Annotated in this window: 17 protein-coding genes; 6 read left to right on the top strand and 11 right to left on the bottom strand. The window is 63.5% G+C overall.

What is annotated here, in order from left to right; translation table 11 throughout:
* Positions 1–65: 65 nt before the first annotated feature.
* From GTP45_RS24600 to hutU, 8 genes are all read right to left on the bottom strand, one after another.
* A complete protein-coding gene (locus tag GTP45_RS24600; protein ID WP_161016581.1) occupies positions 66–1,598 on the bottom strand; it encodes a glycine betaine ABC transporter substrate-binding protein in 1,533 nt (510 codons plus the stop codon).
* A gap of 2 nt (positions 1,599–1,600) precedes the next feature.
* Positions 1,601–4,252 (bottom strand): zinc-dependent metalloprotease, encoded by a 2,652-nt coding sequence (locus tag GTP45_RS24595; protein WP_161016494.1) that lies wholly within the window; start codon positions 4,250–4,252, stop codon positions 1,601–1,603.
* A gap of 67 nt (positions 4,253–4,319) precedes the next feature.
* Positions 4,320–5,528: an imidazolonepropionase gene (gene hutI, locus GTP45_RS24590; protein ID WP_161016493.1), complete on the bottom strand. Its 1,209-nt coding sequence runs from the start codon at positions 5,526–5,528 to the stop codon at positions 4,320–4,322.
* Positions 5,529–5,541: 13 nt separating this feature from the next.
* The gene (locus tag GTP45_RS24585; protein WP_161016492.1) at positions 5,542–6,117 is read right to left on the bottom strand and encodes a HutD/Ves family protein; all 576 of its coding nucleotides are present in this window, start codon (positions 6,115–6,117) and stop codon (positions 5,542–5,544) included.
* Entirely contained in the window at positions 6,114–7,475 is a 1,362-nt protein-coding gene (locus GTP45_RS24580) for a formimidoylglutamate deiminase (protein ID WP_161016491.1), read from the bottom strand. The genes GTP45_RS24585 and GTP45_RS24580 overlap by 4 nt, the downstream gene beginning before the upstream one ends.
* Positions 7,472–8,257: an N-formylglutamate deformylase gene (hutG, locus tag GTP45_RS24575; protein ID WP_161016490.1), complete on the bottom strand. Its 786-nt coding sequence runs from the start codon at positions 8,255–8,257 to the stop codon at positions 7,472–7,474. The genes GTP45_RS24580 and hutG overlap by 4 nt, the downstream gene beginning before the upstream one ends.
* A gap of 11 nt (positions 8,258–8,268) precedes the next feature.
* A complete protein-coding gene (hutH, locus tag GTP45_RS24570; protein WP_229258615.1) occupies positions 8,269–9,807 on the bottom strand; it encodes a histidine ammonia-lyase in 1,539 nt (512 codons plus the stop codon).
* 8 nt (positions 9,808–9,815) lie between these two features.
* Entirely contained in the window at positions 9,816–11,519 is a 1,704-nt protein-coding gene (gene hutU / locus GTP45_RS24565) for a urocanate hydratase (protein ID WP_161016488.1), read from the bottom strand.
* A 301-nt stretch (positions 11,520–11,820) separates the two neighbouring features.
* On the opposite strand from hutU, the gene GTP45_RS24560 reads away from it, so the two are divergent.
* The gene (locus GTP45_RS24560; protein WP_161016487.1) at positions 11,821–12,348 is read left to right on the top strand and encodes an FxDxF family PEP-CTERM protein; all 528 of its coding nucleotides are present in this window, start codon (positions 11,821–11,823) and stop codon (positions 12,346–12,348) included.
* A 56-nt stretch (positions 12,349–12,404) separates the two neighbouring features.
* Here GTP45_RS24560 and GTP45_RS24555 read toward each other — a convergent pair whose 3' ends face one another.
* Positions 12,405–14,057: an amidohydrolase gene (locus tag GTP45_RS24555; RefSeq protein ID WP_229258614.1), complete on the bottom strand. Its 1,653-nt coding sequence runs from the start codon at positions 14,055–14,057 to the stop codon at positions 12,405–12,407.
* Positions 14,058–14,196: 139 nt separating this feature from the next.
* On the opposite strand from GTP45_RS24555, the gene msbA reads away from it, so the two are divergent.
* A complete protein-coding gene (gene msbA / locus GTP45_RS24550; RefSeq protein ID WP_161016485.1) occupies positions 14,197–16,044 on the top strand; it encodes a lipid A export permease/ATP-binding protein MsbA in 1,848 nt (615 codons plus the stop codon).
* A 130-nt stretch (positions 16,045–16,174) separates the two neighbouring features.
* On the opposite strand, the gene GTP45_RS24545 is transcribed toward msbA, so the two are convergent.
* Together GTP45_RS24545 and ada are read right to left on the bottom strand one after the other, a co-directional pair.
* Positions 16,175–16,942: a 2OG-Fe(II) oxygenase gene (locus GTP45_RS24545; protein ID WP_161016580.1), complete on the bottom strand. Its 768-nt coding sequence runs from the start codon at positions 16,940–16,942 to the stop codon at positions 16,175–16,177.
* A gap of 67 nt (positions 16,943–17,009) precedes the next feature.
* Positions 17,010–18,080: a bifunctional DNA-binding transcriptional regulator/O6-methylguanine-DNA methyltransferase Ada gene (gene ada / locus GTP45_RS24540; protein ID WP_229258613.1), complete on the bottom strand. Its 1,071-nt coding sequence runs from the start codon at positions 18,078–18,080 to the stop codon at positions 17,010–17,012.
* Positions 18,081–18,193: 113 nt separating this feature from the next.
* Here ada and hutC point away from each other — a divergent pair, with 113 nt between their 5' ends.
* The 4 genes from hutC (at position 18,194) to trxA (ending at position 24,349) form a co-directional block, all read left to right on the top strand.
* The gene (hutC, locus tag GTP45_RS24535; RefSeq protein ID WP_229258612.1) at positions 18,194–18,916 is read left to right on the top strand and encodes a histidine utilization transcriptional repressor HutC; all 723 of its coding nucleotides are present in this window, start codon (positions 18,194–18,196) and stop codon (positions 18,914–18,916) included.
* A gap of 247 nt (positions 18,917–19,163) precedes the next feature.
* A complete protein-coding gene (locus GTP45_RS24530) occupies positions 19,164–23,429 on the top strand; it encodes a PAS domain S-box protein (protein WP_229258611.1) in 4,266 nt (1,421 codons plus the stop codon).
* 1 nt (position 23,430) lies between these two features.
* Positions 23,431–23,823, top strand: coding sequence for a response regulator (locus GTP45_RS24525; protein ID WP_161016483.1), 393 nt, complete (start codon positions 23,431–23,433; stop codon positions 23,821–23,823).
* Between the two features lie 199 nt (positions 23,824–24,022).
* Entirely contained in the window at positions 24,023–24,349 is a 327-nt protein-coding gene (gene trxA / locus GTP45_RS24520) for a thioredoxin TrxA (RefSeq protein ID WP_161016482.1), read from the top strand.
* Position 24,350 lies beyond the last annotated feature (1 nt).

The following is a 24,350-nucleotide window of genomic DNA, read 5'->3' as shown; positions in this document are numbered from 1 at the left end:
GAGATTGAATCAACGGGTTCACTATATCTATCTCTTCAATTGGACGCCGCACGCATTACAAATCATTACGGCGACTTTACAGAAACGTGATGCCTGTTAGTTACGGCGCGCTCGACCAGCTCGAACACGCCTTGTGTCAGCAATGCCAATATTGCTGCGGGGATAGCGCCGGCCAGCAGCATGTCGTTATCGTTGAGTGCCAGGCCGATGGTGATGCGTTCGCCGTAGCCGCCCGCGCCGATGAAGGCAGCGATGGTGGCGGTGCCCACGCTCAGCACGGCGGCGGTTTTTACGCCGGCGAGAATGACCGGCAGCGCCAGCGGCAGTTCGATGTGGATCAGCCGTTGCATCGGCCGCAGGCCAAGCGCCTTGGCTGCCAGCGTTAAGCCGGGCGGCACCTGCAGCAAGCCGGTGCAGGTATTGCGCACGATGGGCAGCAGCGCATACACCACCAGCGCTACCAAAGCGGGGGCGGTGCCGATGCTGCCTAGCAAAGGAATCAACAGCGCCAGCAAGGCCAGCGACGGCACGGTTTGCAGCACGCCGGTCAGGCCCAGCACCACTTGCCGCAAGCGCGGCATGAACGCGGCCAGCACGCCCAGCGGCACGCCGATCAAGCACGCCGCCGCAACCGCCAGCAGCACCAGCGTGAGATGCTGCTGCGTCAACCGCCAGAGATCATTCGCGAAGATTTTCGACAGCAGGCCATCGCGCGCGGCGGCAGCGGGCGCAGTCGCGGCGGCGCCTTGCAGCGGATGCGCGGCCAGCCAGTCGCTCGCCACACGCGTGAAGCTTTTCCCTTCGATTTCCGCCGCCGCATTCATGGCGATCATATCGGCCTCGCTGATGCGCCCTTCCAGCTTGACTATCGCCTGCCACGCCGCCGCAAACCGCTTGGCCGCATCGAGCCGGTACAGCAGCACCGCGTCGTAGCGAGGGAAGTAGCCGCGATCATCCTCCAGCACCCGCAAGCCATACTGCCCTATGCGCGCCTCGGTCGAATAGATGTCGATGACATCCACCTGCCTGCCCTTCAACGCCTCGTACGCCAGCCCGTGATCCAGCCCCTCCGGCCGCTGCGACAAACCATAACGCGCCGCCAATCCCTGCCAGCCATCCGCGCGTCCGATAAACTCGTGCGACAAACCAAACCGCAACTGCCCGCGCCCCGCCAGCTCGCTTAACTTGCGCGGCGCATCAGCCTCGCCGCGCATCGCCAGCGCATAGGTATTGTTAAAGCCCAGCGGCACCGCCACGCCAAGGCCCATGGCAGCAAGCTCCTTGCGCATCTGTTCCATCGTTGAAGGCTGCTTGTGCTTGAGGATCTCCAGATCGATCGTCCCCACGTACTCCGGGTAGACGTCAATCCGCCCCGCCTGCAACGCCGCCAGCACAATCGCCGTATTGCCCAGTCCCTGCAAATGCTCGACCTTCGCATGCGGCGCCGCCACCTGCGCCAGCATCTCGCCAAGAATGTAAGACTCCGGGAATCGCTTGGAGCCGATATGCAGCGTGTCATCCGCCGCTACCGCCGTACCGTGACCGGTTAGCAGCAACACGCAGGCGGCAGCGCTGCGTAGCCATCGTCGCACCGCCATCATCAAGCGCCCGCACGCAGCATGGATGCTTTCAGCGCTTGCCCCAGCGTCTCAGCGCTCTCCGACAAGTGCGCCTTGGCTTCGCGGCTAATCGGCCGCGCTATCGCGGTACGCAACTCACGCTGCAACTGCAAGGCATTCTCGCGCTGAAGACTGCGCACATCGGCCGGCGTTCCGGCCGACACGCGCAACAGGGCCGCCACCAAACGCTTCAAATGCTCGCGCTGCAAATTGCGCCGCATGCCGCTGACATCCTTGCCCGATTTAAGCTCGCTCCACACCGCGTTCTGCACGCTGCCGTACAGCTCCGCGAGGCTCAGCACCTGCTTGCGATCCTCCAGCTTCTCCTGCGAATCCAGCAAGCGGATCGCCACGCCGTCCGACATCAACTGATCCAGCGCCGCCGACTGCAAGGACAGCACGCGTCCGCCGACCGATACATCCGGCCGCCCGCGCACGCTGAAATGATCCGCCGCCAGACGGCTGATGGTCTCCGGCGAAAACTTGAAGCTATCCACCTTGAACAAGCTATCGGTCAGCATCTGCAACGCCGCGCGCTGGCGCGGCAACGGCACCGGCGTAAAGGTAGCGCGCCCCGTCCCCGCGTGATCGCGCAGATAGGTCACGCCGCCGACATACTTCACCACCACCGGCAAAGTACGTGCAAACTGCTGGAAGCCATAATCGAAACTGCGGCGCAGCACCTCGTAACTCTCGCCCGGCTTGAGCGTGCGCCGCTGAACGCGATCCCACAGCTCGCGCGAAATCGCCAGGCGGCGTTCGAAATACGCCAGCGGATCGCTGCCCAAGTCGTACAGATTCACATCCGGGTCGAGATTGAAACCGCTCGCATCCTGATCGGTGCCGAATGCCAGCTGCGGCTCGCTGGAGCGCGACGCAATCTTCGCCAGCTCTTCCTTCTCTTGCGCCGCTTCGATCGGCTTGTAGGCGTACTCGATGGCCCAGTAATCGTAAGGCCCGAGTGTAGATGCTACATACTCGCCCTGCTTCTCGCCCTTGAGCGACAGGTTGAACGGCGTGTAATCCATCACCGATCCCGTCATGCTGTTCTTCCTGGTGAACTCGGGATCCTGCAACTGCTTCAACGAATAGATGGTGGAAGCGCGGAAGTTATGCCGCAGTCCCAGCGTGTGCCCAACTTCGTGCATGATCACCGACTTCACATAAGCCTGCGCCATCGCATCCGCTTCCGGCCCGTTCATATCCTGCAGGCCGCGCGCTTCCAGCACATCCATCGCAAAGCCCATCTCCGTTGCAGATTCGTGCATGTAGTCACAGCGCGTCTCCGATGGCTGCGGCAACGAGAGATCAAAACTATCCTCGCCTATCACGCGCCGCGCACCGCGTGCAAATACATCGGACATGCCGATATCCGCATCCAGAATCTCGCCGCTGCGCGGATCGACCTGGCTAGGCCCGATGGCAAAGCCCACGTCCGCACCGACGAACCAGCGGATCGACGCGTGCCGCGCGTCCATGGTGTCGAATTTATCGGCGGCAGTCTGCTGCTTGACCACGATGGCGTCCTTGAAGCCGATGCGTTCAAACGCAGCGTTCCACGCCAGCACGCCCTGCCGCACCGACTCGCGGTACTTTTCCGGCACGTTGGCATCGATCCAATAAACGATAGGCTGCTTAGGCCCCGACAATTCCGCCTCCGGCTCCTGCTTCTCCAAACGCCAGCGCTCCACCAGGTGCACCGCCGTCGTCGGCGTCACGTCGTCCGAAAAATCCTGGCTGGTGCTGACGAAGTGGCCGATACGGTCATCCGCGCGGCGGCCATGCATGGCCTGCGCCGGCAGCGGCATAAAGCTGTAGTAATAACCGAGGAACATACTGCGCGGGTCGGGCAGCGTCGATGGCGGATGCGGCACGGCGGCCGGCACCGGCGGCATCACTGCGGGCGGCGCAGGAATGCGCGGCGTGAAGTAATGCGCGTTGACCTGGAATCCGGTCATGCCCTCTTCCGAGCGAATGGTGAGGAAGCTGCTGTTCCGCGCATCCATCACATAAGTCATGCGGAAGGCAGCCTCCAGCCGCGTCGTCATCGACGGAATATCGCCAAGCAGCAGCGCATTCGCCTCCACCAGTATCGACTTCGATTGCGGGTGCGGGCCGCTGACCACCGGCGCCACCGCCAGCAAACTATCGGAGAAAGCCTGCTGCACCGCCAGCGCTTGCGGCGTGCCACCCCTGGCGCCGAAGTCCGTATTCTTGGCGATCATCTGCACCAGGTTACCGACGCGGTGGAACACCACCACCTGGCTCAATCCCATCTGGCTGCCGTAGATACCGCGCTCGCCGATCCCGTTCGGCATATTCACCGACATGAACAGCGGCCGGTCAAACTGGTCGGGCCGCAGCTCGATCCACACTTTTTCTTCTTTTTGGAACAGGCTTAAAAAGCCCGGCAGGTGCGAAGCGCCGCGCACGATGTCGACGAAAGGACGCAGTGCGACAGCTGGTGCAGCGACCACCGGCGCCGGCGCGGCGGCTGCCGGCTGCGGCGCGGCGGCGGCGGCTGGCGCTTCCGGCGCATGCGGAACGGGTGGGGTCGGCGTAGGCTCTTGCGCCAGGGCGTGGGCGCTCAGCGCCGCCAGCACGGCGGCGCGTACGGAATTCAAGACAAACATGGATATCCTGCTTCGTTGTATGGCATTCGGATAATGTAACCGAAAGCACAATTTAACGAACGGATTTTTACATGGCCGGGGAGCGCAATTTGCCTGCGTTGACGACGCCACGGCACGGATTCAAACCGATAGCGTAAGACAGATCGGCCGGGCGCGCGATGCGCCACAGCGCGAAGTCGGCGCGCTTGCCTATTTCGAGGCTGCCGATGTCGTCCTGCATCCCCAGCGCCCGCGCTGCGTGCAGCGTGCAGCCGGCCAGCGCTTCCTGCGGCGTCAAGCGCCACAAAGTGCAGACCATATTCATCGCCAGCAGCAAAGAGGTCATCGGCGAGGTGCCGGGATTGCAGTCGGTCGCCACCGCCATCGGCACGCCGGCTGCGCGCAAGGCCGCTACCGGCGGCGGCGTGGTGTCGCGCAGGAAGTAGTAAGCGCCGGGCAGCAGCACCGCCACCGTGCCGGCAGCGGCCATCGCAGCGATGCCGTCGGCGCTCAAGTGCTCGAGGTGATCGGCCGACAAGCCCTTGTAGCGCGCCGTCAGTTCCGCGCCGCGCTGGTCGGACAGCTGCTCAGCATGCAGCTTGACCGGCAAGCCGTGCGCCTGCGCGACCTTGAATACGCGCTCCGTTTGTTCATGCGAAAAGCCGATCCGCTCGCAGAAGGCGTCAACCGCATCGACCAATCCTTCGGCGGCCAACGGCGCGATCATCTTGCAGACCTCATCGACATAATCGTCGGCGCAGCCGTTAAACTCCAGCGGCAGCGCGTGCGCACCGAGGAAGGTAGTGGCCACATTGACCGGCAACTCACGGCCGATGCGGCGCGCGGCGCGCAACATGGCGGCCTCCGATTCCAGTGTCAGGCCGTAGCCGGATTTGATTTCGATGGTGGTTACGCCTTCTGCCAAAAGGCTAAGCACGCGCGGCAAACTTTGGCGCAGCAGTTCTTCTTCCGATGCCGCGCGCGTGGCGCGCACGGTGGACATGATGCCGCCGCCGGCACGGGCGATGTCTTCATATGTGGCGCCGTTCAAGCGCGCCTCGAATTCATCGCTGCGATTGCCCGCGTGGACGATGTGGGTGTGGCAGTCGATCAAACCGGGCGTGAGCCAGCTGCCGCCGCCATCGTGCACCGTGACGGCCTGCATGGCCGGCATCTCCGCCTGTGGCCCCAGCCACGCAATGCGGCCGTCTTTTACTGCAATGGCGGCGTCGCGGATCTCGCCATAACCTTCCACCATGGTGGCCAAGTGCACATTGGTAAACAACACGTCCCACATACTTCGCTTTTCCTTAATTGCGGATGATATCGGCCACCAGCACCGTGGCCTGCTGCGCTTCCATAGTCCAGTCATCGTCGGCTTCGATCACCACCGTATCGTAACGCACCATGGCGATGCGTTCGCGCGCGCTGCTCAGGGTCAGGCTCTCGCCCTCGGCCAGGAACAGCAAGGTGGTGCCGGCGCGGCGCTTGAGCGCTTCCGTGCCGCGCACTACGCACACTTCCAGCCGGTGACGGCATAGGCCGCGCCGCGTCATGACATTGAAATCGGTGGTGTGCTGGCCGGTCACGGTGGCGTGCACCGCGTCTTCGCCGGCGAATTCGATCAGCGGCTCGGCGGGGCTGAGCACAAAACGCTCGTCGCCGAAATCGAGCAGCACGCCGTCGCCGTCCACCAGCGCCAGCGAGCGGTCGATACCGGGGAAAGAAGAAAACGGGCCGTCTTGCGCAATCGTCGCAAGGCTGACGCGCCACTCGAAATCATCGAGGTGCGCGCCAGCCGGCGAAATAGCGATTTCCGTCGTGCTGCCGCCGCCGTTTTTCCACGGCGCGGAGCGCAGGTTTGCATACTGGATTAGCTGGGTCATCGGAACTCCCTCAGTTCGGCCAAGGTCTGCTTGAAGCGCGCAGCGATCGCCTGCTGCGCCACGTGCTGCTGATTGCGCACTACCCACTGGCCGCCGACCATCACGTCTTTGACCAGATTGTCGTTGCCGCTGAAGACCAAGCTGCCGAGTACTTCGTCCAGCGCCAACCCAAACATATTCGGATGCGCGTCATCCAATACCACGATGTCCGCGCGCAGGCCCGGCGCCAACGCGCCTACCGGCCGTCCTGCTGCTTGCGCGCCGCCGCGCAGCGCGCCCTGCCACAGGAAATCACCAACATTGCGCTGCGCATCGGACACCGCGATATTGCGGCGCTGGTGCTGCAAGCGCTGTCCATATTCCAGCCAGCGCAGTTCTTCCACCGCGCTTTGCGACACATGGCTATCGCTGCCGATGCCAAACACGCCGTCCTGCGCCAGGAAGCTCTCCAGCGGGAACAGGCCGTCGCCGAGATTCGCTTCCGTAGTCGGGCACAGGCCCGCCACCGCACCGCTACGCGCGATGCCGCTGACTTCAGCGTCCGTCAAATGCGTAGCGTGAATCAGGCACCAGCGCTGGTCTACATTCAAATTCTCCAGCAACCACTGCACCGGACGGCGCCCGCTCCAGTCCAGCGATTGCTGTACTTCCGCCATCTGCTCGGCGATGTGGATGTGCACCGGACGCGCTTTTGGCAGCGTCGCCAGCACTTCCGTGATCTGCTCTACCGACGCCGCGCGCAGCGAATGCGGCGCCACGCCAACTTCGGTCTGCGCATCGCGCAGCGGCTCCAGCGCTTCCACGATGCGCAATACATCTTGCGCATCGGTGCGGAAACGCTGCTGCTCCGGTTTCAGCGGCATTTCGCCGAAGCCGGAATAACTATACAACACCGGCAGCATGGTCATGCCGATTCCGGTCAACCGTGCGGCGGCAATGACACGTTCCGCCGTTTCCGCCGGACGCGGATACATGGCGCCATCCGGCGCGCGCTGGACGTAATGAAATTCGCACAGCGAGGTATAGCCGTGGCGCAGACACTCGGAAAACAGCTGCGCGGCGATGGCTTCGATATGCTCCGGCGTGATGTTGCGCGCGAAGCGATACATCAGTTCGCGCCACGTCCAGAAACTGTCCTTGCTATCGCCGGCCTTCTCGGTACGGCCGCCCAGCGCGCGCTGGAAGCTGTGCGAGTGCAGATTGATCATGCCCGGCAGCGCGTACTCCACGCGCTCCACGCCCGCGTCGGGCGCCCCCGCCGTCACCGCGACGATGCTCCCTGCCGCGTCCCACGCAATCAGCACATCCTTTGCCCAGCCATCAGGCAGTAGCGCATGGCGCGCAAACAGCTTGCTCATGCGCGCACCCAGTCGGCAGCGGCCTGCATCATGGCGCGCAACGGCGGCTGCACCTGCTCCGCCAAATCAGGACGATAGCCATACGGTGCATCTTCATCCATATAAGTCGACTGGCACATCTCCAGCTGAATCGCATGGACGCCCTTTGCCGGCTCGCCGTAAAAGCGCGTGATATGCCCGCCCTTGAAGCGGCCATTGACGGCAACGGTGTAGCTGCCGCCCTGCGCCTTAGCCACAATCGCCTCGCTCAAACCAGCGTCGCAGCTCTTGCCATCCGCCGTGCCAAAATTCAGATCCGGCAGCTTGCCCTCAAAGAAGCGCGGCACATGCGACGCAATCGAATGCGCATCCCACAGCACCACGCGCCCATGCAGCGCCAGCAAGCGATCCAGCTCTGCGCGCAGCTGATCGTGATATGGCCTCCAATACGCCTGCAAGCGGCGCTGCACTTCTGCTTCATCCGGCGCGCGGCCGGGCAAGTACAGCGGCTCGCGATGGAATGTATCGACCGGGCACAAACCTGTCGTATCCTGCCCCGGATACAGATTGGTGTTCTCCGGCGGACGATTCAAATCAATCACATAGCGCGACCAGCGCGCCGACAGCACCGACGCGCCCATTTCGCTTAAAAACTCGTACAAACGAACCAGATGCCAGTCCGTGTCCTGCTTATCGACGGCGGCCGGCGTCATCGCCGCCAGCACGTCGTCGGGAATCTCGGTGCCCACGTGCGGCATGGACACCAGCAAGGGAATACTGCCTGCTTTGAACTGATAGTCCATGCCTGACTCCCTTATGGATGCAAAGAGGTGAACAGCTCTTTGCACGATGCGCTCAACTCACCGCGCATCACCATGCCCTTGGCTGCCTCGATATCCGGCGCAAAGAAGCGATCCTGATCGAAGAACGGCACCTTTTGGCGCAACTGCTCATGCACGTGCTCGAGGTGCGGCGACGTTTTCAGCGGACGGTGGAAGTCGATACCCTGCGCAGCGGCCAGCAACTCGATACCGATAATGACTGCCGTATTCTGCGCCATATCGTCCAGACGGCGCGCAGCGTAAGTCGCCATGCTGACGTGGTCTTCCTGATTCGCCGAAGTCGGAATCGTGTCGACGCTGCCCGGGTGCGCAATCGACTTGTTCTCCGACGCCAGCGCCGCAGCGGTAACGTGGGCAATCATGAAGCCAGAGTTCACGCCCGGATCGCGCACCAGGAACGGCGGCAGGCCGGACAAGGTCGCGTCGATCAGCAGCGAAATGCGGCGCTCCGAAATCGAACCGATTTCCGCAATCGCCAGCGCCAGCGTGTCGGCGGCAAAGGCCACCGGCTCGGCGTGGAAGTTACCGCCCGAAACCACCACCGACAGCTCGCCATCCTTGAACAGCAGCGGATTGTCGGTCACCGCATTCGCTTCAATCAGCAGCGTGCGCGCGGCGTTGTTGATGATGTCCCAGCAGGCGCCCATGACTTGCGGCTGGCAGCGCAGGCAGTAAGGATCCTGCACGCGCTCATCGCCCACCAGGTGCGAAGCGCGGATCGCGCTGTTCGACACCAACTGGCGGTAAATCGCAGCAGCAGCAATCTGGCCCGGCTGGCCGCGCACTTCGTGCACGCGCGCGTCGAACGGCGAATCCGAACCCTTGGCCGCATCCAGCGACAGCGCGCCGGACACCATGCCCGCTTCCAGCAAACGCTCGGCCATGAACAGGCCATGCAGCGCCAGCGCGGCCGACACCTGCGTGCCGTTGATCAGCGCCAGGCCTTCTTTCGCGGCCAGCACTACCGGCTCGATGCCTGCGGCTTTCAGCGCATCGGTCGCTTCCATCAGCTCACCGTTGACGCGCACTTGGCCCACGCCCATGATGGCCAGCGTCATGTGCGACAGCGGCGCCAAATCGCCCGACGCGCCGACCGAACCCTTGGCCGGAATCGCAGGCATGATGCCCGCGTTGTAGATTGCGATCAGCGTATCGATAATCAGCGGGCGCACGCCCGAGAAGCCGCGCGCCAGGCTGCCGATCTTCATCAGCAGAATCAAGCGGCACACCGCGTCCGATACCAGCTCACCGGTGCCCACCGAGTGCGACAGGATCAGGTTGCGTTGCAGTTGTTCCAGCTTGTCGTCCGGGATGCGGGTCTTGGCCAGCAAGCCGAAACCAGTGTTGATGCCATAGGCGGCATCGCCTTTGGCGACGATGGCCTGCACGGCGGCTGCCGATGCTTCAATCACGGGATAGGCTTCAGCGGCCAGCGCCAGCGGGCCTGCTGCGTTCCACACGGAGCGCAGTTCGGAGAGCGTCAATGCGCCCGGTTTCAAAGTCAAAGTCATAGTAAAGCTCATTTAATCATTGGAAGGTTGAGGCCATTGCGCTTGGCGCAGGCGATGGCGCTTTCATAGCCCGCATCGGCGTGACGCATCACGCCCGAGCCGCTGTCGTTCACCAGCACGCGCGCGAGGCGCTTGGCTGCGGCATCGGTGCCATCGGCCACGATCACCACGCCGGAATGCTGCGAGTATCCCATGCCCACGCCGCCGCCGTGGTGCAGCGACACCCAGGTCGCGCCGCCAGCGGTATTCAGCAGTGCATTCAGCAGCGGCCAGTCGGAGACGGCGTCGGTGCCGTCCTTCATTGCCTCGGTTTCGCGGTTAGGGCTGGCGACCGAGCCGGTATCCAGGTGATCACGGCCGATCACGATCGGCGCTTTCAGTTCGCCGTTGCGCACCATCTCATTGAAAGCCAGGCCGGCGATGTGGCGCTCGCCCAAGCCCAGCCAGCAGATACGCGCCGGCAGGCCTTGGAAAGCGATGCGCTCACGCGCCATATCCAGCCAGCGGTGCACGTTTGCGTGATGCGGGAACAGCTCCTTGATCTTGGCGTCGGTCTTGTAGATATCTTCCGGGTCGCCGGACAGCGCCACCCAGCGGAACGGGCCGCGGCCTTCGCAGAACTGCGGACGAATGTAAGCCGGTACAAAGCCCGGGAAATCAAACGCGTTCTTCACGCCATGGTCAAACGCCACCTGGCGGATGTTGTTGCCGTAATCGACCACCTTGGCGCCCAGCGCCTGGAAGTCCAGCATCGCCTGCACGTGCACGGCGCAACCGGCGGTGGCGGCAGCTTTCAATTCTGGATGGCGCGCTGCGTCCTGCTGCGCGGCCTTCCACTGCTCCACCGTCCAGCCCTGCGGCAGGTAGCCGTTGATCAGGTCATGCGCCGAAGTTTGGTCGGTGACCACATCCGGCACGATGCCGCCGGCTTTGGCGCGGCGCACCAGCTCCGGCAGCACGTCAGCCGCGTTGCCCAGCAAGCCGATGGAAATCGCGTCGCCATTCGCCTTGTGCAGCTTAATCATCTCCAGCGCTTCATCGATGGAAGCGGCTTGCTTGTCCAGATAGCGGGTACGCAGGCGGAAGTCGATGCTGCTCTGCTGGCACTCGATGGTCAGCGACACTGCGCCGGCCATGGTCGCGGCCAGCGGCTGCGCGCCGCCCATGCCGCCCAGGCCTGCGGTTAACACCCAGCGGCCTTTCAGGTCGCCGCCGAAATGCTGGCGGCCGGCTTCCGCAAAGGTCTCAAACGTGCCCTGCACGATGCCCTGCGTGCCGATGTAAATCCACGAACCGGCCGTCATCTGGCCGTACATGAACAGGCCCTTGCGATCCAATTCGTTGAAGTGCTCCCAGTTGGCCCACTTCGGCACCAGGTTCGAATTGGCGATCAGCACGCGCGGCGCATCTTCGTGGGTCTGGAACACGCCCACCGGCTTGCCCGACTGGATCAGCAAGGTTTGATTGTCTTCCAGCTCGCGCAGCGAGGCCAGGATCTGGTCGTAGCACTCCCAGTTGCGGGCCGCGCGGCCGATGCCGCCGTAGACCACCAGATGCTTGGGATTTTCCGCCACTTCCTTATCCAGATTGTTCTGGATCATGCGGTAAGCCGCCTCCGCGCCCCAGCTCTTGCAGGTGCGCTCAGGGCCGCGCGGCGCGCGGATCTCGCGGCTGGCGTCGTAACGTGGATCGCTGTCTAAATGGGTGGTCATGGGAGGCTCCTGCGGCGGTTTGAGGGAATATGCTCGCAGCATAAGTTGTATAGACAAGTAAGTCAATCGATTTTTAAATTACACTGCATTAACTTCGATTTGTGAATAAACAACACACTTGCAATACGAAATCATCCGAGCAAACAACAAATAAAATTTTTGCCCCTGCATTAGTTTTTGCTATTCACTCACTTACTTTCATATAGAAATCCTCAGTGACATCAAGATGCAAGCCTCCTATCTTCATTCTTGCTGTACACGTTTTATTTTGGGTTTCGTTCAATTCAAGTGGGGGTTAGAAATGAATAAAAACAAATTGCACCTGCAAACGTTGGCACTGGCCGTGATGCTCGCGGCCTCGTCCATGGCATCGGCCACTGCACCACAGGGACCGGGGGCGGTTACTCTGACCAATACGGCAGGTAACCTCTGGACTGCTTCGATCGGCAATACGCCGGTTCTGGGCATGTTCACCGACATCTTCACCTTTACCAATCCGGTCACGGCCGGTTCCACGGCCTACGGCACCTTGGTCAACACCAGCTTCTCCGGCTGGAGCAATGTGACCTTCCTCGCCGCCGACCTGAATGGTATTTCCCTGCTGACCGGCGCCATTCCCGCCGGCCCGATGACCTTCAACGTTGCGACGCTGCTGCCCTCCTCGGTAACCGGCCCGCTGACGCTGACGATTCATGGCACCAGCAACGGCGGTAGCTATGGCGGCGACATCAACGTCCTGATGGCGCCTATCCCAGAGCCTGAAACCTACGGCATGATGATCGCCGGCCTCGGCATCCTCGCCATGCTGGCCCGCCGCCGCAAACAATAAGCGCAACAGGCGATCGACGGCCAACAAAAAAGGGAATCCACTGGATTCCCTTTTTTTTATTTGCGGTTGTAGATGCGCCGCCCGCCCATCCACGTTTGCAGCACCTGGGTTTTGCCCAGCTGCTCGGGCGCGATCTTGAAGATGTCGCGGTCGATCAAGATAAAGTCGGCCCACTTGCCCGGCTCCAGCGAGCCAATCACGTTTTCCTGGTGCGCCGCGTAAGCCGCGTCCAGCGTGAAGCAGCGGAACGCTTCGGTCAGCGTCATCGCCTGGTTCTTGTACCAGCCGCCCAGCGGCACGCCGGCGTTGTTCTGGCGCGTGACGGCGGCGTGCAGGCCTTCAAACGGATTGGGCGACTCAATCGGGAAGTCCGAGCCGCAAGCGATCTTCGAACCTTGATCGAGGAAGCTGCGCCACGCATACGCGCCCTTGATGCGCTCATGGCCGACGCGCTGCTCGGCCATGTTCTGGTCCGAGGTAGCGTGGGTCGGCTGCATCGACGGGATGATGCCGAGCTGCTTGAAGCGCGGGATATCGTCCAGCGTCACCACCTGCGCGTGTTCGACGCGGTGGCGCAGGGCGACGTTGTTATATTGCGGGATCAGCTGCGCGTAGGCGTCGAGGATCTGGCGGTTGCCGGCGTCGCCAATCGCGTGGATGTTGACCTGGTAGCCGGCCTTCATCGCCTTGTTCATCTTGGCGCGCATCTCGGCGTCCGGGTAGAACAGCAAGCCCTTGGTCGACGGCATATCGGAGTAAGGCGCCAGCAGCGCCGCGCCACGGCTGCCCAGGGCGCCGTCCGAGTACAGCTTGACGGCGGCCAGCGCGTACACGTCGTTGGCGTAGGACTTCAGCGGGCCATCCTTGGACAGTTCATCGAAATCGGCGGCGGTGTCGCCGATCATCGCGTAGACGCGGGTAGTCAGCTTGCCGTGATCGGCGTAGTCGCGGTAGATATCGTCCTGCACCACCTTGATGCCGGCATCGTGCACGCTGGTCAGGCCGACCTTGGCCAGCGATTGCAGCGCCACGTCCAGCGTGGCGCGCGCTTCAACGGGCGTGGGCAGCGGCACCACGCGGTTGACCAGCTCCATGGCGGCGTCCACCAGCACTCCGGTCGGGCGGCCAGCGGCGTCGCGCTCGATCTTGCCGCCCGATGGGTCGGCCGTCTCCTTGCTGATACCGGCCATTTCCAGCGCCTTGGTGTTGACCCAGACCGCGTGGCCATCCACGCGATGCAGCAGCACCGGGCGGTCGCTGACCACCGCATCCAGCTCGGCGGCGGTTGGGAAGCGCCCCAGTTTCCAGATCTCCTGGTTCCAGCCGAAGCCGATAATCCAGGCCTTTTTCGGATGCGAGCGGGCGAAGTCTGCCACCGCTTTTACCGCCGCGTTGAGCGAAGTTGGGCTGTACAGCTCCACGCCGGAAGCAATCTCGCCCAGTTCAAATACGTGACCGTGGGCGTCGATCAGGCCCGGCAGCAGGGTCTTGCCCTGCGCGTCGATGTGCTCCGCTTTCGGCAGCGCGGCTGCGGTTTGCGCCTCGCTGCCCACCGCCACGATGCGGCCCAGGTCATCGAACGCCAGCGAGGAAAAGCGCTGTAGCTGGCCGGCCGCGTTCAGCGTGTAGCCATTGGCGCGGTCGATGATGGTGTCGGCGTGGGCTGGCAGGGCCGCCAGGACGGCGGCAAACAAAAGGGTGGTGCGCATCGGGTTCTCCATTCGGCTGCAAGATTCAGAGTGTAGCGAAGTTTGCGTTTTGGTCAACCAAACCGTGCACAACTGGGCGGGGCCAGTGGCAGGACGGGTACAATGCTGGCTTCCCGTATTTCTTTCGCGTGAATAGCCAGTGTCCAGCCGCCAACTCTACCTTCGCCTCATCAAGGAATTCCTGCCGTACGGCTGGATCATGCTCGTCACGCTGCTGGCGGTCGGCGTGGCCGCCGCCACCGACGTGCTGCTGCTGGGCCAGTTGCAAAACGTGGTCGATGCGCTGACGCCGGCCAATACGCTGGGCGTGATCAAGACCCCGTCCACCGGCATGATGGCGGCCATGAAGCAGGCGCTGGGCGACTTGCTGCCGCGCGATCCGTCCGCTGCCGCGCTGTGGACTATCCCGGCCGTGATCTTCGCGCTGGCCCTGCTGCGCATGGTGTCCAGCTTTGCCGGCGAATACGGCGCGGCCTGGCTCAACAGCCGGGTTCAGGCCAATCTGCGCGAAACCATGTTTGCCCGCATCATGCGGCTGCCGAATGGTTATTTCGACCAGTCGTCGACCGGCACCACGCTGTCGCGGGTGGCGTTCGACGCCGCCCAGGTGGCGCAGGCCGGCCTGACCGTGGTCAACGTGGCGGTGCGCGATTCGGTGGCCACCACCGGCTACCTGATCACGCTGTTCGTGGTGGACTGGCAACTGGCGCTGTTCTGCCTCGCCCTGCTGCCGCTGGTGGCCACGGTGGTGATCTTCGCCGGCCGCCGCATGCGCACGCTCAGCAACAGCGCCCAAACCGCCATGGGCGACCTGACCAATGTGCTCGACGAGAGCATCAGCGGCCAGCGCGTGGTGAAGATTTTCGGCGGCCAGCAGTATGAGCAGAAGCGCTTCGGCGAAGTGGTCAAGCTGAACCGCCAGCTGGCCGTCAAGCACGCCGCCACCTCGGCCTTCAACTCCGGCCTGATCATGCTGCTGATCGGGATCACGCTGTCGTCGGTGATTTATTTCGCGCTGATCCGCGCCCAGGCCGGCGCGCTGTCGGCCGGCGGCTTCGTCGCCTTCCTGACGGCGCTGATGGCGATGCAGTCGCCAATCAAGAACCTGACCAAGATTAATGAACCGATGCAGCGCGGCCTGGCGGCTGCAAGCTCGGTGTTTGGACTGATCGACCTGGAGTCGGAAGCGGATAAGGGCACCAAGACCATCGCGCGCGCCGAAGGCCGCTTGTCGGTGCAGGATGTGAGCTTCCACTATCGCGGCGCGGATGGCAAACCGCTGGATCCCGATGCGCGCCCGGCATTGGATCACGTGTCGCTTGATATCGCCGCCGGAGAGACGGTTGCGCTGGTGGGCAGTTCGGGCAGCGGCAAGACCACGCTGGCCGGTTTGCTGCCGCGCTTCTATGACGTGAGCGGCGGCAGCATCCAGCTGGACGGCGTCGATCTGCGCGACTACACCATGGCCTCGCTGCGCCAGCAGATTGCGCTGGTGTCGCAGGACGTGGTGCTGTTCAACGATACGCTGGCAGCCAACATCGCTTATGGCGATCCGGCGCCGTCGATGGAGCGCATTGAAGCTGCGGCGAAGGCAGCGCACGCGCATGAATTCATCGTGCGCCAGCCGGAAGGCTATCACTCGCCGGTCGGTGAAAATGGTTTGCGCCTGTCAGGCGGCCAGCGCCAGCGCCTGGCGATTGCGCGCGCGCTGTACAAGAACGCGCCGATCTTGATCCTCGACGAAGCCACCAGCGCGCTCGATACCGAATCGGAGCGCCTGGTGCAGCAGGCCCTGGAAGTGCTGATGAAAGGCCGCACCACGGTAGTCATCGCGCACCGCCTGTCGACCATTGAGAAGGCGGATCGCATCGTGGTGCTCGATCGCGGCCGCATTGCCGAATCGGGCCCGCACGAGGCGCTGCTGGCGCAGAACGGCATCTACGCCCGCTTGTATCAAACGCAGAAAAGCGTTGCGGTCGAGGGGTGATGGACGCGCAGCGGTTGACGTCTCATCTTCAGTCCTAAAAAGCACCCCTAACGAAAGGGTCTGACCCCGTACGGGGTCAGACCCTGGCCGCAGCGGTGTGCGGGTTGGGTTGGTGCCGCGCGCTTTTCACTCAAGTCGCGTCGTGGAAGATGATGCCCAGTGTATGGCGTGATCCCGACCGCAGCCGGCTCACGCCGTGCCGCAGGTTGACGCGGTAGATGCCACGCGTGCCCTGCACGGGACGGTGGTTGACGGCGAAGATTACCATGTCGCCGCGTTTCAGTGGCACCACTTCGACCCGCGACTGCATGCGCGGGCGCTGCTCGGTCAGCACAAACTCCCCTCCTTCGAAATCCTTGCCCGGCTGGTTCAGCAGCACCGCCGCTTGCAGGGGGAAAACATGCTCGCCGTACAGGTCTTGGTGCAGGCAGTTGTAGTCGCCGGCTTTGTATTCGAGCAGCAGCGGCGTCGGACGCTGCTGGCCGGCGGCGTGGCAACGGGCGAGGAAGTCGGCATGATCGACGGGGAAACGATCCGGCAACTCCATCAACTCGTGCCAGCGGTTGGCGATGACGGCCAGCGGGCCATACAGCGCCTGGCGCAAGGCCGACACCATCGACGGCAGCGGGTAGCGGAAGTATTGATACTCGCCGCTGCCGAAACCGTGCTGCGACATCACCACGCGGCTGCGGAACAGGTTGGCGTGGGCGTAGTGCGCGGCCATGTCCTGGCATTCGTCGGCGGTCAGCAGGCCGGGGATGATGGCGTAGCCGTGGGCGTTAAGCTGGTCGGCGATGCCCTGCCAGTCCAGCGCCGCCACATGCACCGCGATGCCGGCCGCCGCGCCGACCGCCCTGCGCGCGGCCGCAGCGTCTGCGGGCTTCGGCGCGGCAGCCATGGGCGGCACCACGCGCGGCTTGCGTTCGTCCTGCGGATCGCCGAAATCCAGTTCGCCATTTCCTGCACTACTCACTGACCGTCTCCCTGTTCAACAATTCCGCCTTGCGATCCACGCCCCAGCGATAGCCGGAGATCGATCCATCATTGCGCACCACGCGGTGACACGGTATCGCCACCGCAATCGCATTTGCCGCGCACGCCGACGCCACCGCGCGCGCGCCGCGCGGCACATTGGCCAATTCGGCCAGTTCCGCATACGTCACGCGCTTCCCGGCAGGTATCGCCCGCAGCACTTGCCACACGCGCTGCTGGAACGCCGTGCCGCGCACATCGAGCGGCAAGTCCAGGCCAACCGACGGCTGCTCGACCATGCCGATCACGCGCGAGACCACTTGCTCGTACGCCGGCTCCGCGCCGATCAACTCCGCCTTCGGAAAGCGATCCTGCAAATCCTTCACCAAAAAATCAGGATCGTCATCGATCAGGATCGCGCAAATGCCGCGCTCCGTGCTGGCCACCAGGATCGGCCCCAGCGAACACTCGGCAATTGCAAACTTGATCTGCTCGCCCTTGCCGCCGGAACGGAAGGCCGATGGCGTCATGCCCAGCACCGAGGACGACTGCGCATAAAAGCGCCCGCTCGAATTAAAGCCGGCCGCGTAAATCACATCCGTCACGTTGGGCTGCCCGGCCAACCCGGCCTGCACGCGCCGCGCCCGCGCCGCATTGGCGTAGGCCTTCGGCGTTATCCCCGTCACCGCCTTGAACATGCGATGAAAATAAAAACGGCTTACGCCCACCGCCTCCGCCAGGCTGTCCAAGTCCGGCGTCTCCTCCGCCTCATCGATCAGGCGGCAAGCTTGCGCCACAATCGCCGCCTGGCGCTCGGCCAGCGGCGGCTGATCCGGTTTGCAGCGCAGGCAAGGCCGGAAGCCCGCCGCCTCCGCCTCTGCGCGACTGTCATGAAACGCCACGTTCTTGCGCAAGGCCGGACGCGCACCGCACGACGGCCGGCAGTACACGCCGGTGCTGCGCACCGAGTACCAGAACACATCGTCGGCGCCGGCATCGCGCTGCTGCACGGCGGCCCAGCGCCCTTCTTCGTTACCGTAATTGCCCATTTCAGACTCCGTCATTGGTGGAATGCAGCCATCCTATCCAGTGCAAAAATACGCCGCACTCCGCCTCTTGCTTTTGAATTGTACAAGCATGCGATGCTAGAATGACTACTCTTACAGGAGACGGCGGTTTGGACGATCAAGTTACTCAGGACAGCACACCTATTTTCCAGCGCATCAAGGACTACCTGCTGGCGGAAATCGCCGCCGGCACGTGGAAGGAAGGCGACGTGATCCCGTCCGAGCAGGCGCTGGTCAAGCAATTCGGCGTCTCGCGCATGACCGTCAACCGCGCCGTGCGCGAACTCACCTCGGAACAGGTACTCACGCGCCGCCAAGGCTCGGGCACTTACGTGGCCCAGCAAAAGTACCAAGCCACCCTGCTGGAGATTAAGTCCATCGCCGACGAAGTGCGCGCGCGCGGCCACGCCCACCGCAGCAGCCTGCAGCAGCTGGAACGCGTCAAGGCCAGCGACTTGATGGCCAAGCAGTTCGACCTGCCGCCCGGCCACCCGCTGTTCCACTCGGTGATCGTCCATTTTGAAAACGGCGTGCCGATCCAGGTCGAAGACCGCTGGGTCAATCCGCAATGCGCGCCCGACTACATGGAGCAGGACTTCGCCCACATCACGCCCAACGAATATCTGGTGCAGGCCGCGCCGCTGCAAGACGCCACCTACAGCATCGAGGCGCTGGCCTCGCCGCGCGACATCGCCGACATGCTGGCGATCGACACCAAACAAGCCTGCCTCGTGCTCAAGCGCCAGACACGCTCCGGCGGCCTGATTGCCTCGCTGGTGACCATGTGGCATCCAGGCCACCGCTACCAGTTCGCCGGCAGTTTCAGCCAGTAAGGCCAGCAAACCCACTTGCTAGCACGGCGCAAGCAACTGCGCGCCGCGCCTCCCCGCCGCATTCTCACCGATTGTCACGAAAACAGGCCTGAATTGTTAAATTTGTGGTCGTTTTGCCCTCAATCCGTATGCAATCGTTTTCTTGCGAGGTCTGCGCCAACGGCCTCGGCTTCGATGCTATAGTTTTCCCGGATACAGCACGCTCAGACCACCGAAAGGGAAGCTCTTGTTTCACTGCCGTTCGCGCTTGCGCCCGACCCCTTGGCAACGCTTGTCGCACAAGCTGGCGGCGTGCGCTTGGGCGGCCTGCATGCTGGCGCTGGCGCCGGCCGGCGCGGCAGAGAAAGTCACCATCCAGCTCAAGTGGCTGCACCAATTCCAGTTCGCCGGCTACTACGCCGCGCAAGACCAAGGCTACTACCGCGAGGCCGGCCTCGATGTCACCCTGCTGGAGGCGCGTCCCGGCAACGATCCGCTGCAAACCGTGATGCAGGGGCAAGCCCAGTACGGCGTCGGCAACACCACCCTGCTCCTGGCGCGCAATATCGGCCAGCCGGTGGTGGTGCTGGCGTCGATCTTCCAGCACTCCGGCGCCACCCTGCTGCGCCGCCTCGACGCCAGCGGCCAGCCGCGTCCATGGCCCGGCAGCCGCTTGATGATCGCGCCGAACAACGAGGAACTGACGGTGTTCCTGAAGAAGACCGGCGTGCACATGGATAGCATCTACCAGATCCCGCACAGCTACAACTTCGACGATTTGGCCGAGGGCCGGATCGACGCCATGTCGGTCTACCTGACCGAGGCGCCGTACGTGCTGGATCGCCTCAATCTGCGCTACGAGCTGGTGTCGCCGCGTAGCCAGGGCCTGGATTTCTACGGCGACGTGCTGTACACCACCGAGAGCGAATTGCGCGAGCACCCGGCGCGCGCGCAGGCGCTGCGCGAAGCCACGCTGCGCGGCTGGGTCTACGCCATGCAGCATCCGGGTGAGATTGCCGACTTGATCCGCGCCCGCTACCCGGAACGCCACAGCCGCGAGCATCTGATGTTCGAAGCCCAGCGCATCGCGCCCTTGCTGGAGCAGCCGCTGATTGAACTCGGCTACAGCAATCCCGAACGCTGGCGCGCCATCGCCCAGGAGTACATTGCGCAGGGCATGCTGCCGGCCGGCTTCAATATCGACGGCTTCTTGTACCAGCCGCCGGACGGCAATCCGCTGCTGCGCTTCGGCGGCGCGCTGATCGCCGTGGCGCTGCTGCTGGTGACGCTGGCCGGCGCATGGCGCTTGCGCGTGCAAGGCCGCGCGCTGCGCGCCGCCCGCGCGGAACTGGGCAGCGCGGCGCGCCTGGCCAGCTTTGCGCTGGAAGGCTCGGGCGAAGGCAGCTGGGAATGGCGGCTCGATACCGGCAAGCTGACGCTGTCGCCGCGCTATTGCGAACTGCTCGGCTACAGTGCCGACGAGTTCCATCCCACGCTGGCCGAGTGGCTGGACTACGTGCACCCGGACGACCGCCCACGGCTGGAGCGCGAGATCCAGGAATACCTGTCCAGCACCAGCGACGCCACCGGCCAGATCCGCAGCGAGCACCGCATGCGCACCAAGGACGGCGACTGGCGCTGGGTGCTGGCGCGCGGCATGATCCTCGAACGCGATGAACTGGGCTTGCCGTTGTGCGCGGCCGGCACGCTGGCCGACATCGGCGAGCGTGCCGCCGCCGAAGAAGCCCGCATGTGGACACTGCTGAACGCCACACCCGGCGCAGTGCTGATCGCGGAAAAAAATGGGCGCGTGCGCCACGCCAATCCGGCTTGCGCGCGCAGCTTCGGCTACGACGGCAGCATGGCCGGGCGCTCGGTCGAGCAGCTGGCGCCGGAAGCCATGCGCAGCAACGGCCGCGTGCGCGAACTGTTCTCGCGCCCGAACCTGCCGGGCCGCGTGCTGTGCGCATTGCGTGCCGATGGCAGCAGCTTCCCGGCCATGGTGCATATGTCGCCGATGGAACTGGGCGGCCAGGAACTGGTGATCATGGCGCTGCGCGATATGACCCAGCGCCAGCGCGCCGAGGAAGCGCTGCACGCATCGTCGGAACGCTATCGCCAGATCGTGCAGACTGCGGCCGAAGGCATTTGGATGACCAACGCCGACGACCGCACCACCTTCGTCAATCCGACGCTGGCCCACATGCTGGACTACGACATCGAGTTGATGATGGGCCGCGCCATGACCGACTTCATGGACGATAACGGCCAGGCCCTGCTCAAGCAGCACTTGCAGCGCAGCCTGTCGGGCGGGGCGCGCCAGAGCGATGTCTGCTTCCTGCGCAGCGACGGCAGCACGGTCTGGTGCCTGCTCTCGACCACCGTGATGAACGCCGATTCCGGCCACTACGCCGGCATGCTGGCCATGCTGACCGATATCACCGCGCGCCGCCTGGCTGAAGGCGCGCTGCACGAATCCAGCCAGCGCCTGGCTTCCATCTTCAACGCCGTTACCAACGGGCTGGTGATGGTGGATGTGAATGGCCTGATCATCGAGCGCAATGCTGCCGCCGCGCGCATGCTGGCGCATACCGAGGAACTGAGCGTGGGCGGCCTGTGGGCCGGCGTGCGCGAGGATGGCACGCCCTACGACGCCGGCAACCACCCGGTGCAACTGGCGCTGGTCACCGGCATCCCGGTGCGCGACGTGGTGATGGGCTTGAACCAGCACGACGGCGCGCGCTGCTGGCTGTCGGTCAACGCCGAGCCTATCCCGGACGAGAACGGCGCGGTGCACCTGGTGGTGGTCAGCTTGACCGAAATCACCGACCGCAAACGCGGCGAGGATGCACTACGCGAGCTCAATGAACATCTGGAGGAGCGTGTGCAGATTCGCACCCGCGAACTCGATCAAGCGCGCATGGTGGCCGAGGAGGCCAGTCAAACCAAGGGCCAGTTCCTCGCCAATATGAGCCACGAAATCCGCACGCCGATGAATGGCGTGATCGGCATGGCCTACCTCGCGCTGAAGACAGAACTCGATCCGCGCCAGCGCGACTACCTCGAGAAGATCCGCTTCGCCGGCGAGCATCTGCTGGGCATCATCGACGATATCCTCGACATCTCGAAAATCGAGGCGGGCAAGCTGGAAATCGAACAAGTCGATTTTGCGCTCGACCACGTGATCCAGACCCTGAACACCGTGGTGGCGCCGAAGGCCGCCAGCCGCGAACTGGAACTGGTGTACGACCTCGATCCCACGCTGCCGAAAGTGCTGCGCGGCGACCCGCTGCGCCTCGGCCAAGTGCTGATCAACTACGCCAACAACGCCATCAAGTTCAGCGAAAAAGGCCGCATCGAAGTGCGCGTACGGCAGGTAGTCGGCGACGCCCACGGCTGCCTGCTACGCTTTGAAGTGAGCGATTGCGGCATCGGCCTGTCCGAAAGCGAGATCGAAAAACTGTTCCAGCAATTCCAGCAAGCCGACACCTCCACCACGCGCGAATACGGCGGCACCGGCCTTGGCCTCGCGATCTGCAAACAGCTGGCGCAGCTGATGGGCGGCGAGGTGGGCGTGCGCAGCCGGCCGGGCAAGGGCAGCACCTTCTGGTTCACCGCGCGCCTGGGCATCAGCAGCGCCACCGTGCCGGCCCTGATCGACCGCGTGAAAGACGCTGCCGCCGAGCTGCTGGCTTCATCGCGCAGCGCCGCCGTGATGTCGGCTTTGAAGAATGCCCGCATCCTGCTGGTGGAAGACAACACCTTCAACCAGCAGATCGCGCTGGAGATGCTGGAAGACGTGGGCTCCTCGGTATGCCTGGCCGCCAACGGCATGGAGGCACTGGAGCTGCTGCGCCAGACCGCCTTCGACTGCGTGCTGATGGACGTGCAGATGCCGCTGATGGACGGCCTGGAAGCGACGCGCCGCATCCGCGCCGATCCGCGCCTGGCCGACATGCGGGTGCTGGCCATGACCGCCACCGCCACCAGCGAAGACCGGGTGCGCTGCATCGAGGCCGGCATGGACGATTTCATCTCCAAGCCGATCCAGCCGGCGCTGATGTACCAGACCATCGCCAACTGGCTGCCGGAGCGCGATGCGCAGGATGTACGCGAAGCCTCGCCGTCCAAGCCGGCGCGCCCTGCCTTCAAGACCACGCTGGGCGGCGATCCGGCGGTGATCGATTTATCGATACTGGCCAAGCTGCTCGGCTATCATCCGCACAAGGTGCGCAAATTTGCCTTCAAGTTTTTGCAGAACACGCAAGATGGTTTAAATCTGATGGAAGCGGCGCTGCAGCGCGGCGACTTGGTGGCGCTGCGTGAACTCGGTCATCGCTTAAAATCACCAGCACGCACGGTCGGCGCGCTGGGCATGGGCGAGCTGCTGCTGGAACTGGAGCAGCTGCCCGTCACCGTCAGCGACGCCGACAACCAGCAGCACGCGCAAGCGCTGCTGCAAAAACTGTGGCCGCTGCTGGAACAGATCACCGAACAAATCATGACCAATACCACCTTCGCCGACGATAACTGAGATGCGGATACTGCTGCTGGATGACGATGCCTTCATGCTGGAACTCCTGGCCGATATGGTTGCCGCGCTGGGCGAGCATACGGTAGTCCGCGAAACCGATGGCCGCCGCGCCCTGATCGAATTGCGCCTGCGGCCGCCGCAGCTGGTGATCTGCGACTTGTCGATGCCGGTGATGGACGGCATCGACTTCCTGCGCCTTGCGGCGGCGCAGCAATATCGCGGCAGCGTGGTGCTGTTGTCCGGGGTCGACAACGCCGTGCTGAAGACCGCCGCCCGGCTGGCCGAGGCGCAGGGACTGGCGATTCTGGACGCCTGCGCCAAGCCGATGAGCATCGAGGCGCTGGAGGCTTTGCTGGCCCGCGCCGCAGCAGCAACCGGCAATCTTGGTAAATAGTTTAGAGGGTTGCGACAAACAACCGCACATTTCTAAAAAATGGGTTATTATTTACGCCATCCCTCGCCTGCCGACCTTGTTGCCATCCCCTCCGAGACATTGAAATCGTGCAATCGGCCACCATTTGCTGCTTCATGGCAGCGTTTGCGGCAACCGTCCCCAGGCGTTATTACTGACACTGACCTCGATTGAGGAAATTATGAGCGAAAATATCAAACACATTACCGACGCTTCTTTTGACGCTGACGTGCTGAAATCCGACCGTCCAGTACTGGTCGACTTCTGGGCCGAATGGTGCGGCCCTTGCAAGAGCATCGCCCCGATTCTGGAAGAAGTAGCAAAAGAATACGAAGGCAAGATCCAGATCGCCAAGCTGGACGTTGATTCGAACCAGGCCATCCCGGCCAAGTTCGGCATCCGCGGCATCCCGACCCTGATCTTGTTCAAGAACGGCGTAGCCGCCGCTCAAAAGGTTGGCGCAATGGCAAAAGGCCAGCTGACCTCCTTCATCGACAGCAATATCTAAG

The sequence above is a fragment of the Duganella rivi genome (assembly GCF_009857435.1).
Classification (GTDB): Bacteria; Pseudomonadota; Gammaproteobacteria; order Burkholderiales; family Burkholderiaceae_D; genus Rugamonas; species Rugamonas rivi.
The sequence above is the reverse complement of the archived record's forward strand: the minus strand, read 5'-3'. Positions and strand labels throughout refer to the sequence as shown.